Annotated in this window: 14 protein-coding genes; 3 read left to right on the forward strand and 11 right to left on the reverse strand. The window is 62.1% G+C overall.

Annotated features, from left to right (window positions below):
• Nucleotides 1–29: 29 nt before the first annotated feature.
• The 3 genes from edd to zwf all read right to left on the reverse strand — a co-directional run bounded on the left by edd (nucleotide 30) and on the right by zwf (nucleotide 4085).
• Entirely contained in the window at nucleotides 30–1853 is a 1824-nt protein-coding gene (gene edd, locus ACYG9Z_RS18840; protein ID WP_023747208.1) for a phosphogluconate dehydratase, read from the reverse strand.
• A gap of 64 nt (nucleotides 1854–1917) precedes the next feature.
• On the reverse strand, nucleotides 1918–2634 hold the full coding sequence (pgl, locus tag ACYG9Z_RS18845; RefSeq protein WP_023701816.1) for a 6-phosphogluconolactonase: 717 nt from the start codon (nucleotides 2632–2634) through the stop codon (nucleotides 1918–1920).
• Nucleotides 2616–4085: a glucose-6-phosphate dehydrogenase gene (gene zwf / locus ACYG9Z_RS18850; protein WP_023701815.1), complete on the reverse strand. Its 1470-nt coding sequence runs from the start codon at nucleotides 4083–4085 to the stop codon at nucleotides 2616–2618. The genes pgl and zwf overlap by 19 nt, the downstream gene beginning before the upstream one ends.
• A gap of 322 nt (nucleotides 4086–4407) precedes the next feature.
• Here zwf and ACYG9Z_RS18855 point away from each other — a divergent pair, with 322 nt between their 5' ends.
• Both ACYG9Z_RS18855 and ACYG9Z_RS18860 read left to right on the forward strand, forming a co-directional pair.
• Nucleotides 4408–5154: an SDR family oxidoreductase gene (locus ACYG9Z_RS18855; protein WP_027049416.1), complete on the forward strand. Its 747-nt coding sequence runs from the start codon at nucleotides 4408–4410 to the stop codon at nucleotides 5152–5154.
• Nucleotides 5155–5334: 180 nt separating this feature from the next.
• Nucleotides 5335–6630 carry a Mur ligase family protein gene (locus tag ACYG9Z_RS18860; RefSeq protein ID WP_031193252.1) on the forward strand — a complete coding sequence of 432 codons (1296 nt, stop codon included), beginning with the start codon at nucleotides 5335–5337 and terminating at the stop codon, nucleotides 6628–6630.
• Between the two features lie 26 nt (nucleotides 6631–6656).
• Here the strand turns inward: ACYG9Z_RS18860 and ACYG9Z_RS18865 are convergent, their stop codons facing one another.
• The 5 genes from ACYG9Z_RS18865 to ACYG9Z_RS18885 all read right to left on the reverse strand — a co-directional run bounded on the left by ACYG9Z_RS18865 (nucleotide 6657) and on the right by ACYG9Z_RS18885 (nucleotide 12518).
• Complete coding sequence (locus ACYG9Z_RS18865; protein WP_023751975.1) at nucleotides 6657–7502, reverse strand: SH3 domain-containing protein; 846 nt, start codon at nucleotides 7500–7502, stop codon at nucleotides 6657–6659.
• 274 nt (nucleotides 7503–7776) lie between these two features.
• Nucleotides 7777–9063, reverse strand: a complete 1287-nt coding sequence (locus ACYG9Z_RS18870; protein ID WP_023692383.1) for an NAD(P)/FAD-dependent oxidoreductase — start codon at nucleotides 9061–9063, stop codon at nucleotides 7777–7779.
• 120 nt (nucleotides 9064–9183) lie between these two features.
• Complete coding sequence (locus tag ACYG9Z_RS18875) at nucleotides 9184–10620, reverse strand: glutamine synthetase family protein (RefSeq protein ID WP_023669313.1); 1437 nt, start codon at nucleotides 10618–10620, stop codon at nucleotides 9184–9186.
• A 102-nt stretch (nucleotides 10621–10722) separates the two neighbouring features.
• Nucleotides 10723–11664: an ATP-grasp fold amidoligase family protein gene (locus tag ACYG9Z_RS18880; protein WP_023832755.1), complete on the reverse strand. Its 942-nt coding sequence runs from the start codon at nucleotides 11662–11664 to the stop codon at nucleotides 10723–10725.
• Between the two features lie 29 nt (nucleotides 11665–11693).
• Nucleotides 11694–12518, reverse strand: coding sequence for a class I SAM-dependent methyltransferase (locus ACYG9Z_RS18885; RefSeq protein WP_023711778.1), 825 nt, complete (start codon nucleotides 12516–12518; stop codon nucleotides 11694–11696).
• 88 nt (nucleotides 12519–12606) lie between these two features.
• On the opposite strand from ACYG9Z_RS18885, the gene ACYG9Z_RS18890 reads away from it, so the two are divergent.
• Nucleotides 12607–13308 carry an HAD family hydrolase gene (locus tag ACYG9Z_RS18890; protein WP_031244092.1) on the forward strand — a complete coding sequence of 234 codons (702 nt, stop codon included), beginning with the start codon at nucleotides 12607–12609 and terminating at the stop codon, nucleotides 13306–13308.
• 29 nt (nucleotides 13309–13337) lie between these two features.
• On the opposite strand, the gene ACYG9Z_RS18895 is transcribed toward ACYG9Z_RS18890, so the two are convergent.
• The 3 genes from ACYG9Z_RS18895 to aceA all read right to left on the reverse strand — a co-directional run bounded on the left by ACYG9Z_RS18895 (nucleotide 13338) and on the right by aceA (nucleotide 15660).
• The gene (locus tag ACYG9Z_RS18895) at nucleotides 13338–13799 is read right to left on the reverse strand and encodes a response regulator (protein ID WP_023751977.1); all 462 of its coding nucleotides are present in this window, start codon (nucleotides 13797–13799) and stop codon (nucleotides 13338–13340) included.
• A gap of 276 nt (nucleotides 13800–14075) precedes the next feature.
• Nucleotides 14076–14318 carry an SMc00767 family acetate metabolism repressor gene (locus tag ACYG9Z_RS18900; RefSeq protein ID WP_023669318.1) on the reverse strand — a complete coding sequence of 81 codons (243 nt, stop codon included), beginning with the start codon at nucleotides 14316–14318 and terminating at the stop codon, nucleotides 14076–14078.
• Between the two features lie 52 nt (nucleotides 14319–14370).
• Nucleotides 14371–15660: an isocitrate lyase gene (gene aceA / locus ACYG9Z_RS18905; protein ID WP_023751978.1), complete on the reverse strand. Its 1290-nt coding sequence runs from the start codon at nucleotides 15658–15660 to the stop codon at nucleotides 14371–14373.
• Nucleotides 15661–15859: the final 199 nt, after the last annotated feature.

The raw sequence follows: 15859 nt of genomic DNA on the forward strand, positions 1-15859 counted from the left end.
GCCCTTTTTACAAAATAGGCAATGATGCCTCAGGCCGTGCCGAAAGCACTGGCGCCGTGGTCGGCGCGGCCGACCAGCTGGCGGAAACCGGCGAACAGCTCGCGGCCGAAACCGAACTCGTTGCCGATGAGATCAATGTCGGCCGTGCGGCGCAGCGCGAGCTCGGGCCCCGGCACCAGCACTTCCAGCGTGCCGGCATCGGCGTCGAGCCGGATGATGTCGCCGTCATGGATCCTGGCGATCGGCCCTTCCTCGACCGCTTCCGGCGTTACATGGATCGCCGCCGGCACCTTGCCGGAAGCGCCAGACATGCGCCCGTCCGTGACCAGCGCGACGCGCTGGCCACGATCCTGCAGGATGCCGAGCACGGTGGTCAGCTTGTGCAGTTCCGGCATGCCGTTTGCCTTTGGGCCCTGGAAGCGGATGACGGCGATGAAGTCGCCGGTCAGCGTGCCGGCCTTGAAGGCTTCGTTCAGTCCCTGCTGGCTGTCGAACACCTTGGCCGGCGCCTCGATGACGCGGCGTTCCGGCTTCACGGCGGACGTCTTGATGACGGCGTGGCCGAGATTGCCGGCGAGCACTTTCAGGCCGCCGGTCGGCTGGAAGGCCTTCTTGAACGGCGCCAGCACCTTCTCGTCACCGCTCTGCAGCGGCGAGGCTTCACGCACGACGCCGCCATCTTCGCCGAGCCGGGCCTCGACCGCATAGGGCCTCAGGCCTTCGCCCCATACCGTCTGCACATCCTCATGCAGGATGCCTTCGTCGAGCAATTCGCGGATCAGGAAGCCGAGCCCGCCGGCGGCATGGAAATGGTTCACGTCGGCAAGCCCGTTCGGATAGACGCGCGCGAGAAGCGGCACCGCTTCCGACAGGTCGGAAATGTCCTGCCAGGTAAGCGTGATGCCGGCCGCCGCGGCCATGGCGATGAGATGGATGGTGTGGTTGGTAGAGCCGCCGGTGGCGTGCAGGCCGACGACGCCATTGACGAAAGAGCGCTCGTCGATCATGCGGCCGACCGGCGTGTAGGCGTTGCCGAGCGCGGTGATCGCCAGGGCTCGCCTGGTCGCCTCGCGCGTCAGCGCGTCGCGCAGCGGCGTGCCTGGATTGACGAAGGACGCGCCGGGCGTATGCAGGCCCATGATCTCCATCAGCATCTGGTTGGAATTGGCGGTGCCATAGAACGTGCAGGTGCCCGGCCCGTGATAGGATTTGGACTCCGCTTCGAGCAGTTCTGCGCGTCCGGCCTTGCCCTCGGCATAGAGCTGGCGAACCTTGGCCTTCTCGTCGTTGGGCAGGCCCGTCGTCATCGGCCCGGCCGGCACGAACACCGCCGGCAGATGGCCGAAGGTGAGAGCCGCGATCACCAGCCCCGGCACGATCTTGTCGCAGACGCCGAGATAGACGGCGGCGTCGAACATGTTGTGCGACAGGCCGATCGCCGCCGACATGGCGATGACGTCGCGCGAAAACAGCGACAGCTCCATGCCGGGCTGTCCCTGGGTCACGCCGTCGCACATGGCGGGCACGCCGCCGGCCACTTGCGCGATGCCGCCAACTTCCTTCGCGGCTTCCTTGATCAGCGCCGGGAAGGTTTCGAAGGGCTGATGCGCCGACAGCATGTCATTGTAGGAGGTGATGACGCCGAGGTTCGGCACCTTGTCGGCGCCGAGCGCCAGCTTTTCAGACGGGCTGCAGACGGCAAAGCCATGCGCGAGGTTGCCGCAAGACAGGACGCCGCGGTTGGCGGTGCGGCTGGAGGCCTCGGCGATGCGGCCGAGATAGCGCTCGCGGCCGGCTTTCGAGCGTTGGCGGATGCGTTCCGTGATGGCTTCGATGTCGCGTCTGGCTGTCATGGTCGGTCCTTTCGAGCCCCGGAAGAACGTCCTCCACCGTCTGCCGGGACTACTTTGCGTGAAATCAGGGTGCCCAGAACACCTCTACCGGGGTGGGTGCCGCTTCGAGCACTTTGCGGATGGGCTTTTTCGCGCCCGGTCCCATCGCATCGTCGAAGGCGGTGCGCTTGTCCTCGCCTTCTATATGCAGCGCGATGAAGCCGGCGTCGACGATCCGCGCCAGCGGCAGCGTCAACCGGGGTTCGCCGGCGCTTGCCGCGTGAACCGGCAGCACGATCCTTGATGAGGCTGGGTCGAGCAAATCGCCGAGATTCTCGGCGTCGGGAAAGAACGAGGCGGTGTGGCCGTCGCCGCCCATGCCGAGCACGACGACATCGAGGGGCCAGGGCAGAGCCTTCAGCGCCGCATCGTCGGCCGCCGCGGCGGTCTCGATGCTTGCCGCCTCATGGTAGAGCGGCACGAAGTGCGCGGCAGCCGCCTTGTTCTGCAGCAGGTTGGCCGCGACCAGCCCCGCATTCGAGCGCGGCGAGGAGGCCGGCACGAACCGTTCGTCGACCAGCGTCACCGTCACCTTGTTCCAGGCGATCGGAATGGCCGAAAGTGCTGCAAAGAACTTTGCCGGCGTGGTGCCGCCGGAAACGGCAAGCAGGGCCGTGCCGCGCTCGTCGATGGCCTTGGTCAGGCGCGCCGCGACATTGCCGGCAAGGGCTGCCGCCAGGTCCTGGCGCCCGGCAAAGCCGTTCCAGTTATAGACGGGCTCGCTCAACTGCTTTCGTGCCATGTCCGCCCGTCGCGTTCGATCAGCGCAATCGAGGCCGAGGGACCCCATGTGCCGGCCGTATAGCCTTGCGCCTCCTGCCTGGCGCTTTCCCAGGCGTTCTGGATCGGGTCGATCCACTTCCATGCCGCCTCGACCTCGTCGCGGCGCATGAACAGCGTCTGGTTGCCGCGGATAACATCCATGATTAGCCGTTCATAGGCGTCCGGCGCGCGGCCGTCGAAAGATGTTGCAAAGCTCATGTCGAGCGGAATCTGGCGCAGCCGCATGCCGCCCGGGCCTGGATCCTTGATCATGATGAACTGCTTGACGCCTTCGTCGGGCTGCAGCCGGATCACCAGTTGGTTGGCTGAGATCGGCCCGGCGCTGTCGCCGAAGATCGAATGCGGGATCGGCTTGAACTCGATGACGATTTCCGAAACGCGGGTCGCCAGCCTTTTGCCGGTCCTGAGATAGAATGGCACGCCGGCCCAGCGCCAATTGCCGATCTCAGCCTTGATGGCGACGAAAGTCTCGGTGGAGCTGTCTTTGCCAAGTTCCTCGACATAGCCTTTCACCGCGCCGCCTGCAGAGGCGCCGGCGCGGTATTGGCCGCGCACGGTGTGCTTGGGTGCCTCATTGCCGTTGATGCGCTTCAGCGCCCGCAGCACCTTCAGCTTCTCGTCGCGCACGGCATCGGCATCCATCGACGATGGCGCTTCCATGGCAACCAGACAGAGCAGCTGCAGCATGTGGTTCTGCACCATGTCGCGCAGCGCGCCGGCCTTGTCGTAGTAGGTGACGCGGTCTTCAAGACCGACGGTCTCGGCTACCGTGATCTGCACATGGTCGATATGGGCAGAATTCCAAAGCGGCTCATAGAGCGCGTTGGCAAAGCGCAGCGCCATCAGATTCTGCACCGTCTCCTTTCCGAGATAGTGGTCGATGCGGAAGATCTGGCTTTCGTGGAAGTCGTCTCCAACCACGTCGTTGAGCTTGCGCGCCGAATCGAGGTCGCGGCCGATCGGCTTCTCCAGCACGATGCGTGAATTCGGCGTGATGAGATTGTGGGCTTTCAGCTGGTGCGAGATGTCGCCGAACAGCGCCGGCGCCACCGCCAGATAGAAAGCGCGGATGCGGTCGCTTTCGCCGATCGCCTTTTTCAGCTTGTCGAAGCCGGCACCCGTCGTCGCGTCGGCCGATACGTAGGACAGCCGGGCAAGAAATGTCTTGAGTTCCTCGGCGTCGATGTCGGCCGGCTTCACATGCTGGGAAATCGCCTGCTTGGCGAAAGCCTGGAATTCCTCGTCGCTCATCTTGGAGCGCGAGGTGCCGATGATGCGGGTCGGCTCGGAAAACTGGTGGTCGCGCTGGCGGTGGTAGAGCGAGGGCAGCAGCTTGCGTTCCGACAGGTCGCCGGTGCCGCCGAAAATGATGAAGTCGAAAGGCTCGACGGGAATGATCTGGCTGGTCATGGTCTGTCCGCTTTGACGCCGCTCGCTGTGACGCGGCAGGATATAATCTAATCGATTTAAATTATCCAGTGCCATGGTGTCACATCAAGGCCAAATCACTGCATATTGATTCGCTCCAAATGTGCCTTGACACTGGCTGCCACCCGGAGGCTTTTCGTCAAGCGATGGTCCCGGGGCTTTCGCGCCTGCAACATAAAGCGGGAATGTGACGAAAGCTAATGCGTGTCGCCCAGAAGTGCGAAGCGGTTCTGGGAGACAGACACGCATCAAACAAAAAGGAAAAATGCGCTTGCGAGGTGGGTCTTCAATGAGCGGAAAAAGCATGCGTCTGGAAAACAAGGTTGCCGTCATCACGGGTGCTGCGTCAGGTTTCGGCGAAGGCATGGCCAGGCGCTTTGCCGAAGAGGGCGCCAAGGTCGTCGTCGCCGACCTCAACGCCAAGGGCGCGGAGCGCGTTGCAGCAGAGATCGGCCAGGCCGCGATCTGGACCCAGACCGACGTTTCGCAGCGTTCCGAATTCGACGAGATGGTCTATGCCGCAAAAAGCGCCTTCGGCCGCATCGATATCATGGTCAACAATGCCGGCTACACCCATCGCAATGGCGACATGCTCGACGTCGACGAGGCGACCTTCGACCTGATCACTTCAGTCAACATGAAGGCGATCTACCACGCCGCACTTGCCGTGGTGCCGATCATGGAGCGGCAGGGCGGCGGCGTCATCCTGACCACGGCTTCGACCGCCGGTCTGCGGCCGCGTCCGGGGCTCACCTGGTACAATGCCTCGAAGGGCTGGGCGATCACCGCGACCAAGTCGATGGCGGTCGAACTCGCGCCCAAGAACATCCGCGTGAACTGCCTTTGCCCGGTCGCCGGCGAGACCGGCATGCTGGAGAAATTCATGGGCACTGACACGCCCGAGATCCGCGAGAAATTCCGTGCCTCGATACCGCTCGGCCGTCTGTCGACGCCGCTCGATATCGCCAACGCTGCGCTTTGGCTTGCGTCGGACGAAGCCGCCTTCATCACCGGCGTGGCGCTGGAGGTCGACGGCGGCCGCTGCATTTGAGCAATTCGGGAAGTACCTCGCTGTTCGCAATGCACGGCAGACAGAGCAACGTCGGCAAAAGTTCGCATCGGTGCGCCGGCCGGCCGAGGAACGAACAGTTGACGTCGTCACGCCGGACCCCAGTTTGACTTCTCGATCACCCGAAAGGCATAACGGGATCGTGGATAGTGTTGGCGGGTGATGAAGATCAGGCAGCAGAAAAGTCGCTATGATCTGGGATGGCGGCTGCGGCTTTACCTGGCCACGCGTGCGCGGGCGCGAAGCAAGGCAATTTTCATCGGCGTTACCGGAAGCTCCGGCAAGACGACGGCGGGAAGCCTGCTTGGACACATCCTGGCTGGCCACGGTTCGGTCCACACACAGGTTCTGGCCAACACTATGAAGGTGTTGGTTCGAACGCTTTACAAGCGCCTGAGGAAGGCCGGCAAAGTCGATTACGTCGTTTTCGAAGCCGGCGCTTCCGACTTCGGCACGATCAGCGCCATGGCGCAGATGCTGAAGCCGAGTGTGGCGGTGGTTACGATGATCCGTCTGGAGCATTTCGGCAAGTTCAGGACTCTGGAAGCTGTGGCGGGAGAGAAGCGGGCGCTGGTCGAGGCACTCCAACCCGATGGACTTGCGGTTCTCAATTGCGATGACCCACTGGTGATCGGCATGGCGTCTGGCGCGAAATGCCGGATTGCGACCTTCGGCCAGTCCGGCGAGGCAGACTACCGCGTGAGTGACGTGCATGCCGCGTATCCGGAATTGCTGCGGTTCACCCTTCATTGGCGCAGTGGCAGCCTGAATATTCAAGCGCCTTTTCCCGGCGAGCAATTCTGGCTGCCGACTGCAGCGGCTGTTGCCGCCGCCTTGGAACTTGGCGTCCCGCCAGAGCAAGTCGTAGCGAGAACGGCATCGTTTGCACCACTGCCCAACCGCTCTACGGTGCAAGAGGTATCAGCGGGTCCGAAATTCCTGGTCGATACGGCCAAAGCGCCCTGGCATTCGCTCAACATTGCCCTGGAGATGATCGCAAAGGCCAAGGTCGCTCGCAAGCGCATTGTGCTTGGGCAGATATCCGACTTCGCCGGCTCGCCGAGGAAATACGGCAGTGCATACAAGATCGCGCGCGAAATCGCCGATGAGGTCATCTACACGGGCGACAATGCGCATCGCTCGCGCGCCAGCCAGGCCGACCGCGACAGCGGCCGGTTCATTGAGCTTCGCAGTCCCAAGGAAGTTTCGGATCACATCAAACAGACGGCGGTCCCAGGAGAACTGATTCTGCTGAAAAGTTCGTCTAACCTTCATCTGGAAAGGATCGCGCTCGCCTGGACGCACGATGTGAAATGCTGGACCCCGCTATGCGGCAAGTCCGAAAGCTGCCAAATGTGCGGCCTCTATGAGGTGCCGTTCGAGGAACACCGGGATTTCCTGGTGAAGCGCCAACTTGCTCGCAGAAGACACCGTTTCAGATGGCTGCTCGGCGGCTGACCAGATCTGGCGGCTTCGTCTGTGTCTCAAGCTCCGGTCTTGATGTAGCTCTTGTAGATCCAGCCGCGCTTGCCGTTGTAGACGATCTGGCACCATTTCTTGCAACTCATCACCTGCACCGATGACTTGGCGGGCACGGTGCCGATGGCGGCGGCGTTTTTCTGCGGACCGCTGCGCATTGTCACTGTCCTGAGGATGCGTCCGGTGCCGGCTGCAGCAGCCACCTTCTGTGGCTTGGCCTTGGTCTGGGTATCGTTCGTTGCGGCGGAAGATTGCTCGTCTGGAAGTTGCGGTTTTGGCGTCGGTATGGCGGCGGTTTCCGCGTCGTCGTCATTGGCGGCAGCAGCGACCTTTGACAGCTGCGTCGTGGCGTCGCCCTGGGCCGCCGGTTCTTCGAATGCCGCGGCATCGGACGGTTTGGCGGCAGCCTGCTCGGCAGGCGCCTGATCGGATGGCGTCGCGGCAGGGTCGCTGTTGGATTGCGCCGCAGTCCAGCGCGGATCGTTGGCCGACAGCGGCGGCATCGCAGCCCCACCCACAGCGACCGTCGATGAAACCGCGTCGCCCTTGCGCGCGGCTTGTGGCGCCGCTACCGCGGTAGCCGTCGCCGCGACCGGGGCAATCTTGGTCGTCTTGACCGGAAAAGTCGGAACGTTCTGCTGTGTGCTGGCGATCGCTTGCCGGTCGTTGGCCGGCAATGCCAGCCAAAGCGCTATGCCCGCCACACCAAGCAGCGCTGCGGTGCCGACCGCGGCGATCACCAGATGCGAATTCGTGCGCACCCCCTGCCAGAAGGAGGGCCGCATGTCATAACCGAATTGCATGGCGAAGCGCCGACGTTCCGGCGCGCTGAAACTGAAGGGCTCGTTCACTCTCGCCACCTCCAAAAGATGAGCCGGTGTTCTTTCGATCGGCGCCGGCAGCCCGGCATTCGATCGGCATCGGTCCCAACAACAAAGCGGGCAGGCCCGCAGAAATCCCCGTTCAATCGCCCAGAACCGGCATCCTTTGCCCTTGATTGTGGCATCAGTGCGCCCTCAGGGGAATTGTGCGCTCTTGTTAAGGATTCTGCAACGTCTCGCTGCGGCAACCAACAGCTCAATAGAATCGGCTCAGTACCAGCCACGGCTGATATGAGATACTTCCCTATATTCGGTCCCTCAGGGCAAACCAGTTCAGTGCCAAGAACAATAATGGCGTTCTAAATCGCCGGCCGCCGGGAAAAGCCGGGATGTTCAGGTCCTCGATCAGCTTCAGTCTGTCGCGGTTGCCGGCGACGGTCTGGGCATAGAGCTTGCCGAAGAAGTTCGACAGCATCACGCCGTGGCCGGAATAGCCTCCGGCCGAGATCACATTGGGCATCACCTCGCGCACGAACGGTTTCCTGGGCATGGTGATGCCGACATAGCCGCCCCAGCCATGGGTGATCTCGACATCGCTCAGTTCCGGATAAAGCTCGGCTATCTGCCGGCGGATATGGACATGGATGTCCTTCGGATCGTTGACGCCATAGACCTCGCGCCCGCCGAACAGCAGCCTTCCATCCCTGGATTTGCGGAAATAACGCACGACGAAACGCGAATCGTCGACCGCCTCGCCGCCCGGCAGCACTTTCGAATCGACGCCCAGCGGCACCGTCGCGCCGATGAAGGAACCGATGGGCATGATGTGCGCGGCACTCACCGGCTCGAGCGTGCCGCCATAGGCATTTACACCGATCAGGCATTTCTGGGCGGTGATGGTTCCTCTCGAAGTCGTCACCCTGACCTTGCCGCCGCTGGAGGTAACACCGGTCGATAGTGTCTGCTCGAACAGGTGCGCGCCGGCCGCTGCCGCGACCTTTGCCGTGCCGATCACCAGTTTCATCGGGTGGATGTGTCCGGTGCCGGTGTCGCGGGTGCCGCCGAAGTAGCGTGTGGAGCCCAGCCGTTCGGCCGTTTCCCTGGCATCCATGAAGGCGATGTGCGGATAATTGAAGCGGCCCGCCATGATCTCGGCATGCGCCTTGTAGTCGTCGAGATAACGCGGCTTGTGCGCCACGGACAACTGGCCGGGCATATAGTCGATGTCGATCTGGTTGACGGCGGCGAATTCGAGCAGGTGCGCTTTCGCCTCCTCGGCAAGGTCGAACAGCGCCTTGGCGCGGGAGAAGCCGTATTCGGCCTCCATCTCTTCGGCCCAGGCGCGCTGGCCCGTGCCGAGTTGGCCGCCATTGCGCCCTGAAGCGCCGTCGCCGAAGCGATGCGCCTCGATCAGAACGACGTCGGCTCCCGCCTTGGCCAAATGAGCGGCCGCCGACAGCCCGGTGAAGCCACCGCCGACGACGACGACGTCGCAGCTGCGGTCGCCGTCCAGGGCAGGGTACTCAGGGCGTGGTCCGGCTGTGTCTTCGTACCAGGAGCGACCGGGGGAGATAGGTGATTGGTAAGGCATGGGGACACCAGCCAATGGTGAATGGTGAATGGCTGCGAGACGCACGACGTCTGCGCTCATCCATCCAATATGAAACTACTCACCATTCACTATTCACCATTCACACGACGAAGTCGCCGCTCACACGTTGAGCAACAGATACTCCCGCTCCCACGGGCTGATCACTTCCATGAAGGTCTCGAACTCCGCCCGCTTGATCGCTGCATAGGTTGCGGCAAAGGACTTGCCCAAAAGGGCGCACAGCTCCTCGTCGCCCTCAAACAGGTCGACGGCTTCGAGCAGGCCGCGCGGCAGGTCGATCTCATCGGCGTTTGCGGTGGTCAGCACCGGAGGCTCGGCCTTGATCTTGTTGGTGATGCCGATCAGCCCGCAGGCAAGTGAGGCCGCCAGCGCCAGATAGGGGTTGGCGTCGGAAGACGGGATGCGGTTTTCGACACGCCGCGCCGCCGGATCCGAGCGCGGCACGCGGAACGCCGTGGTGCGGTTGTCATAGCCCCATTTGTTGTTGACCGGCGCCGAGGCCGACTGCGTCAGCCGGCGGTAGGAATTGACGTAAGGGGCAAACATCACCAGCGCGTTCGGCACATGCTTCTGCATGCCGCCGATGAAATGGAAGAAGTCGTCGGTTTCCGAGCCGTCCTTCGCCGAAAAGATATTCAGCCCGGTCTTCTTGTCGATGATCGACTGGTGGATGTGCATGGCAGAACCTGGCTGGCCCTGGATCGGCTTGGCCATGAAGGTGGCATAGATCTCATGCTTGAGCGCTGCCTCGCGGATGGTGCGTTTGAACATGAACACCTGGTCGGCGAGCTCGACCGGATCGCCGTGACGCAGATTGATCTCGAGCTGGCCGGCGCCTTCCTCGTGGATCAGCGTGTCGATCTCCAGGCCCTGGCTTTCGGAGAAATGGTAGATGTCGTCGATCAGTTCGTCGAACTCGTTGACGCCGGCGATCGAATAGCCGGCGCCGCCGCCGATTGCCCGTCCGGAACGCCCGACGGGTGGGGTCAACGGATAATCCGGGTCGGGGTTCTTGCGCACCAGATAGAATTCGATCTCGGGCGCCACCACCGGCTTCAGCCCGCGCTTGTCATAGGCTGCTACCACGCGCTTCAGGACGTTGCGCGGCGTGAACTCGACCGAACGGCCATCCTGATGGACGAGGTCGCAGATGACGGCGGCCGTCGGGTCTTCTTCCCACGGCACGACGGTCAACGTCGACAGATCCGGCATAAGCTTCAGGTCGCCATCATCCTCCGGATAGTGGAAACCGTTGCCATCCTCGGGATAGCCGCCCGAAATCGTCGTCATGAACACTGCCGATGGCAGCGCCAGCGAGGTGTTGGAAGTGAATTTCTTCGACGGCATCATCTTGCCGCGCGCGACGCCAGCCTGATCAGGCGTGATGCATTCTATGTCTTCGATGCCGCGCCATTCCAGCCAAGCGCTGACTTCCTTCCAGTTCTTCACGCCGCGTTGATTTTTCACGAAGGCAGGCGTTCGGACGCGTCCTCCGCGGGTCGACGGACGGACTTCCTTTTTCGCAGGCGGCATCATTCACCAGTTTGGGTTGCAATTATCACAGTATAGCTGTTGCCGGTGATGGAAGGGAAGGGGAGCCGGCCCGATAGGTGCGGCAACGAGGCTGGACGGCCTCTGTCAGACGGCCTTGCCGGGCAGCGCATTTGCATCCAGCCATCTGCGCAAGGCACCGGCATAGAGCCTGCGCCATCCGCTTTGCGGCGCGGTCAGGAACCAGGATTGGCTGAGGTCCCAGCTGTCTGCGCACAGATCCCTGAGCCTTGTGTTGATGATGCCTTTGCCGGATAGCGGATAGACCGAGAATTCGGAAAAGAAGATCGCGCCGTCGATTTCGTAGAAATCGCAACGCATGTGATCGAACGGCACGGTCAGCCGCTCGGCGATGGCAAGCATGCGCGGGAAGGATGCCGGCAGGTCGATCCGGACCCACTGGGGGCCGCTGCCTGGCGGTGGCGGCGCATAGGTTCCGTCCCGGTCGAAATGACATTTCTGTTCGTTGCCGTGCTCATCCCGACGTGCGGCATAGACATAGGCCGTCGTCCCGTTGGACACGTGGAATTTGTACTCCAAAGCGACAGGCTGACTGTCCTGAAGGAGCATCTCTTCCACAAGGATGCGCCTGCTGGCGTACTTGTAGCCCCATTCGCCGAATTTCCTGCCGTAGCGACGGCGCATCCAGCGAGCTGTACGCCGGCGCAGCCTGGCTCTGTCCACCTCACCGTTGCGCACCATCATGTTCCAGCGGCAGCCATGATTGGCCTTCACCATGACATTGCCGGCAAGAACCTCCGCCGGAATCTTTGTTGCGTCTTCCCCGGACCATAGGACCTCGGCAGTCTTTAGTTCGGGGCAGGTGGACAAAGCGTAGGTTTTCGAGGCGAGCTTGTCGCAAGCTGTCGTGAAAAACGGATTGTGATCGAAAAGCTTTCGCCACAGGAACTTGTCTGCATAGGAAGCCGGTCTCGCCGGATCCGGCAGCATGCCGCTATGGTCGAATGTGCGTTTGCAAATCATGGGATGGCGCACCAGGCACCATGCCCGCGCCAGGGCGAGGATCACTCGATCGCTCTTTCCAAGAGCCGACACGATCAGCCCAGCTGCCGGGTCGAAGATGAACCGTCTCGTCGGGCGACGAACACGTCTCTGGTCATGTTTCGCGAGATGCTCGTGCGGCCGATGACCTCTAGCCGAGGGTCAAGTGTGCGTTCCGCATTTTCAGCCCAAAGCCTGCCTAGCGAAACAGGCTCCCACAAAACGATCTGCACAGTCTCGGCCGCGGTATCGGCGATACGAGACACGACAGCTGCCTTAGGCGAAACCATGCTCGCGACATAGACAACCTGAGCGTCGCTGTAATCATAATCGCATCCGTCGCACAGCTCGGCCCGCATGCGCGCATAGCTGAGCTTGGCGGCGAGCCTGTTTGCCGTTTCGACGGCTTCGGGAACGATGTCGAGGCCGATGATCTCAGGGACAGTTGTCTGGTCGTGAATACGGAACATGGTGAACGGTCGCCCGCCGCAGCCGACCATGACAGCGCGGCGGCAATTATTGAAATCGACATGATCGAAGACTTCGTCGAGGCGGTTATAGGCATCCTTTGATGACAGCACGCCGATGCTTGTTTTCCCCGCTGCGATCTGTCTGAACGATGCCGGACCGCTCAGGTCCTGATCCAGCATCTGCCTGATCTCGGCGGCATCTTGCGCCTGCACCATCTTGCCGAATGCGGCGGTCAGCGCCGGTCGGTGCGAAAGGATCTCCGGGTAGGTTTCAAGCAACGCCTCGCCGGTATCGTGTCCCATGGCGATGCCAAGATCTCGGATGGCATTTATGAGTTCGGTCGGAGCGCGACCTGGCAAGGAGCTCAGAATTTGCTCCAGTTCACGCTTCCAGGCGCCCAATTCCGGCATTGTTGCCCACCATTCCCCTTGCCGTAGCTAGCAGTGCGCGGCGACAACGTCTACATCACTGCCTTCACTTGAAACGGGACAGTCGACCATGCCCCTGACCACCATCGGCTTCGACGCCGACGACACGCTGTGGCAGAACGAACAGTTCTTCCGCCTGACCGAGAAGCACTTTGCAGCCCTGCTCGCCGATCATGGCGAGGCCGAGCACATCTCGGCGCGGCTGCTGGAGGCCGAGAAGCGCAACCTCGCCGTCTACGGCTTCGGCATCAAGGGCTTTACCTTGTCGATGATCGAGACTGCGATCGACGTGACCGAGGGCCGCGTTCCGGCCTCGACCATCGCCGAAATCCTGGCTGCCGGCCGCGATATGCTCGGCCATCCTGTCGAGGCGTTGCCGCATGCGCGTGAGACCGTGGAAAGGCTCGCCGGCGCCTACCATCTGGTGCTGATCACCAAGGGCGATCTGTTCGACCAGGAGCGCAAGCTGGCGGCGTCCGGCCTTGGCGACCTGTTCGATGCCGTCGAGATCGTCAGCGACAAGAGCGCCGCCACCTATGCCAGGATCTTTGGCCGTCACGGCAGCCCGCAGACCAGCATGATGGTCGGCAATTCGCTCAAGTCGGACGTGGTGCCGGCCATCGAGGCCGGCAGCTGGGGTGTGTATGTGCCGCACGAGCTGACCTGGGTGCTCGAACACGTCGAGCCGCCGGTCGAGGCACCGCGTTTTCGTCAGCTTGTAGATCTTGGCGAACTGCCGGCTTTGATCGAGAGCATCGGCAAGGAAGGCTGACCGCCCGCACGCGTTCGGGCGGATTGCGATCAGCCGCGCCCGAGACTGATCAGCCGGTCGACCACCGGCTGCAGCCTTTCGGTGGTGATCGGCTTGGTTACCACCACATCGACCACGCTCGACAGACCCAGGCTGTCGGGCGTGCCGGTCTTGGTTGAAAGCAGGATCACCTTGGGGAGCGACCGCCCAGATGTCCGCCGCAAGGCGTCGATGGCCGCAATCAGCGCGCGGCAGTCCTCGTTGTCGGGGCCGCCATCGAGAACGACGGCGCCCGGAATGAGGGTTCGCAATGTCTTGGCCGCCATTTCGGGCGACTCGGAGATCGGCTTCAGTCCGGACTTCTCGACGATCTTCGACACCACCACCCGGTTGATCGGCGATTTTCCAACGACCAGCACGTGGGAGAAATCCGTTGATATCTCGGAGTTCGCGTCCCTGCTTGACGAATTCAGATGTTTGGCGGTGTCGGTCTCGCGGTTCACAGGGCACATGGGCGGGGCGGGCACTCGGCGCTGCTTCAATGCAGGGTTGAAATCCGAGAGCCAATTGGCGTGAGATCGCCCGCCATGTCAAGCTGAAATGACGGACCTGCGAAATATAGCCGGAAATATTAAACCCCCGAGACAAGGTCTGTTTTCGAACTGTAGTTAAGTTTACGCTCAAAAGCAAAAGTCACCCGCGCTGAAAACCCGCGGGTGACGTTGAAATCGGCCAGTGAGCGGCGGGGTCCATAGGTTCCACAAGCACAAAGCTTCCGTTAGGGAAGATCAGCCGTGACTCTTCTGCGTGACGATCACCGGGATCAGCAGGTCGCCCCAATTGCCGTCGCCGCCATGATGCCGGGCCGAGCGCACCAGTTCCACCGAGACGCCGGCCTCCACTGCCTTCATCACCGATTGATTGAGCCGGTGCAGGTCGTTGGCCAGCATGCGGATGGTCGCCTGTTGGTCGACACTCATCGTGGTGGACTGCTCTTCTGCACGTTCCTTGACGCGGCTTATCGATGCCATTTTCTTCTCCCTTGCCCTTCGGGCGTTTCCTCTGTTGGTTATGTCGATCGGTTCATTCCGCTGCCGGCTTGAACTGGACGTGCTCGGTCGATTCATGCATGGCGGTGGTCGACGACTGGCCGCCGCTGATTGCCATCGACACGGCGTCGAAATAGCCGGTGCCGACCTCGCGCTGGTGCTTGGTCGCGGTGTAGCCGTGGACTTCGGCCGCGAACTCGGCTTCCTGCAACTCGGAATAGGCCGCCATCTGCCGCGCCTTGTAGCCGCGGGCCAGCTCGAACATGCCGAAATTGAGCTGGTGGAACCCGGCCAATGTGATGAACTGGAACTTGTAGCCCATGGCGCCGAGCTCGCGCTGGAACTTGGCGATCGTCGCGTCGTCGAGGTTCTTCTTCCAGTTGAACGACGGCGAGCAATTATAGGCGAGCAGCTTGCCCGGATGATGCCTGCGCACGCCTTCGGCGAATTTCTTGGCCTGCGCCAGATCGGGCTTGGATGTTTCGCACCAGATCAGGTCGGCATGCGGCGCATAGGCAATGGCGCGCGCGATGCACGGTTCGATGCCGTTCCTGACCTGGTAGAAGCCTTCAACCGTGCGGCCGGCATCGTAGTCGACGAAAGGCTGGTCGCGCTCGTCAATGTCGGAGGTCAGAAGCTTTGCCGCTTCCGCATCGGTGCGTGCCACGACTAGCGTCGGCGTGCCCATCACGTCGGCCGCCAGACGCGCCGCGTTGAGGTTGCGGATATGCGCGGCGGTCGGGATCAGCACTTTGCCGCCGAGATGGCCGCACTTCTTCTCAGAGGCCAGCTGGTCCTCATAGTGGACGCCGGCAGCGCCCGCCTCGATGAACGCCTTCATGATCTCGAAGGCGTTGAGCGGTCCGCCGAAGCCGGCCTCGGCATCGGCGACGATCGGCGCGAACCAGGTTTCGACCGACAGGCCGTTGCCTTCCGAGGTCTCGATCTGATCGGCGCGCTGCAGCGTGCGGTTGATGCGCTTGACCAGTTCGGGCGCCGCATTGGCGGGATAGAGCGACTGGTCCGGATACATGGCCGACGCGGTGTTGGCGTCGGCGGCGACCTGCCAGCCCGAGAGATAAATTGCCTTCAGCCCGGCACGCACCTGCTGCATCGCCTGGTTGCCCGACATGGCGCCGAGTGCATTGACGAAGTCTTCCTCGTGGATGAGCTTCCACAGCCGGTTGGCGCCCATTTCGGCAAGACTCTGGCGTATCTGGACCGACCCGCGCAGCCGCTTCACATCGTCCGGCGAATAGGCTCGTTCGATGCCGTCGAAGCGGCCTTCGGGCGCGGATGGGACAAGATTGTAAAAATCAGTCATTGGTCACTCCAGATCAACCGATGCCAGTGTCTTGAAACGCCGTACCCTGGGATGGTGTGCGTCGTCTGTGTGTGACATCATTTACATTGCGCCGCGACGAGAGCGAGGAAAACCGCCATTTCCGGTAGAAAATAAGAGAAAACCTGTGTTGTGTTTGACTGCTTGCCGCTGTAAATCTGTCATGATTGTAAAAGATGGT

It is taken from the genome of Mesorhizobium sp. RSR380A, from assembly GCF_054719385.1.

Excerpts from the sequence above, each read along its gene's own strand:
- edd (WP_023747208.1), bottom strand. The coding sequence starts at position 1,853 with ATGACAGCCAGACGCGACATCGAAGCCATCACGGAACGCATCCGCCAA.
- pgl (WP_023701816.1), bottom strand. The coding sequence starts at position 2,634 with ATGGCACGAAAGCAGTTGAGCGAGCCCGTCTATAACTGGAACGGCTTT.
- zwf (WP_023701815.1), bottom strand. The coding sequence starts at position 4,085 with ATGACCAGCCAGATCATTCCCGTCGAGCCTTTCGACTTCATCATTTTC.
- ACYG9Z_RS18855 (WP_027049416.1), top strand. The coding sequence starts at position 4,408 with ATGCGTCTGGAAAACAAGGTTGCCGTCATCACGGGTGCTGCGTCAGGT.
- ACYG9Z_RS18860 (WP_031193252.1), top strand. The coding sequence starts at position 5,335 with ATGAAGATCAGGCAGCAGAAAAGTCGCTATGATCTGGGATGGCGGCTG.
- ACYG9Z_RS18870 (WP_023692383.1), bottom strand. The coding sequence starts at position 9,063 with ATGCCTTACCAATCACCTATCTCCCCCGGTCGCTCCTGGTACGAAGAC.
- ACYG9Z_RS18875 (WP_023669313.1), bottom strand. The coding sequence starts at position 10,620 with ATGATGCCGCCTGCGAAAAAGGAAGTCCGTCCGTCGACCCGCGGAGGA.
- ACYG9Z_RS18885 (WP_023711778.1), bottom strand. The coding sequence starts at position 12,518 with ATGCCGGAATTGGGCGCCTGGAAGCGTGAACTGGAGCAAATTCTGAGC.
- ACYG9Z_RS18890 (WP_031244092.1), top strand. The coding sequence starts at position 12,607 with ATGCCCCTGACCACCATCGGCTTCGACGCCGACGACACGCTGTGGCAG.
- ACYG9Z_RS18895 (WP_023751977.1), bottom strand. The coding sequence starts at position 13,799 with ATGTGCCCTGTGAACCGCGAGACCGACACCGCCAAACATCTGAATTCG.
- ACYG9Z_RS18900 (WP_023669318.1), bottom strand. The coding sequence starts at position 14,318 with ATGGCATCGATAAGCCGCGTCAAGGAACGTGCAGAAGAGCAGTCCACC.
- aceA (WP_023751978.1), bottom strand. The coding sequence starts at position 15,660 with ATGACTGATTTTTACAATCTTGTCCCATCCGCGCCCGAAGGCCGCTTC.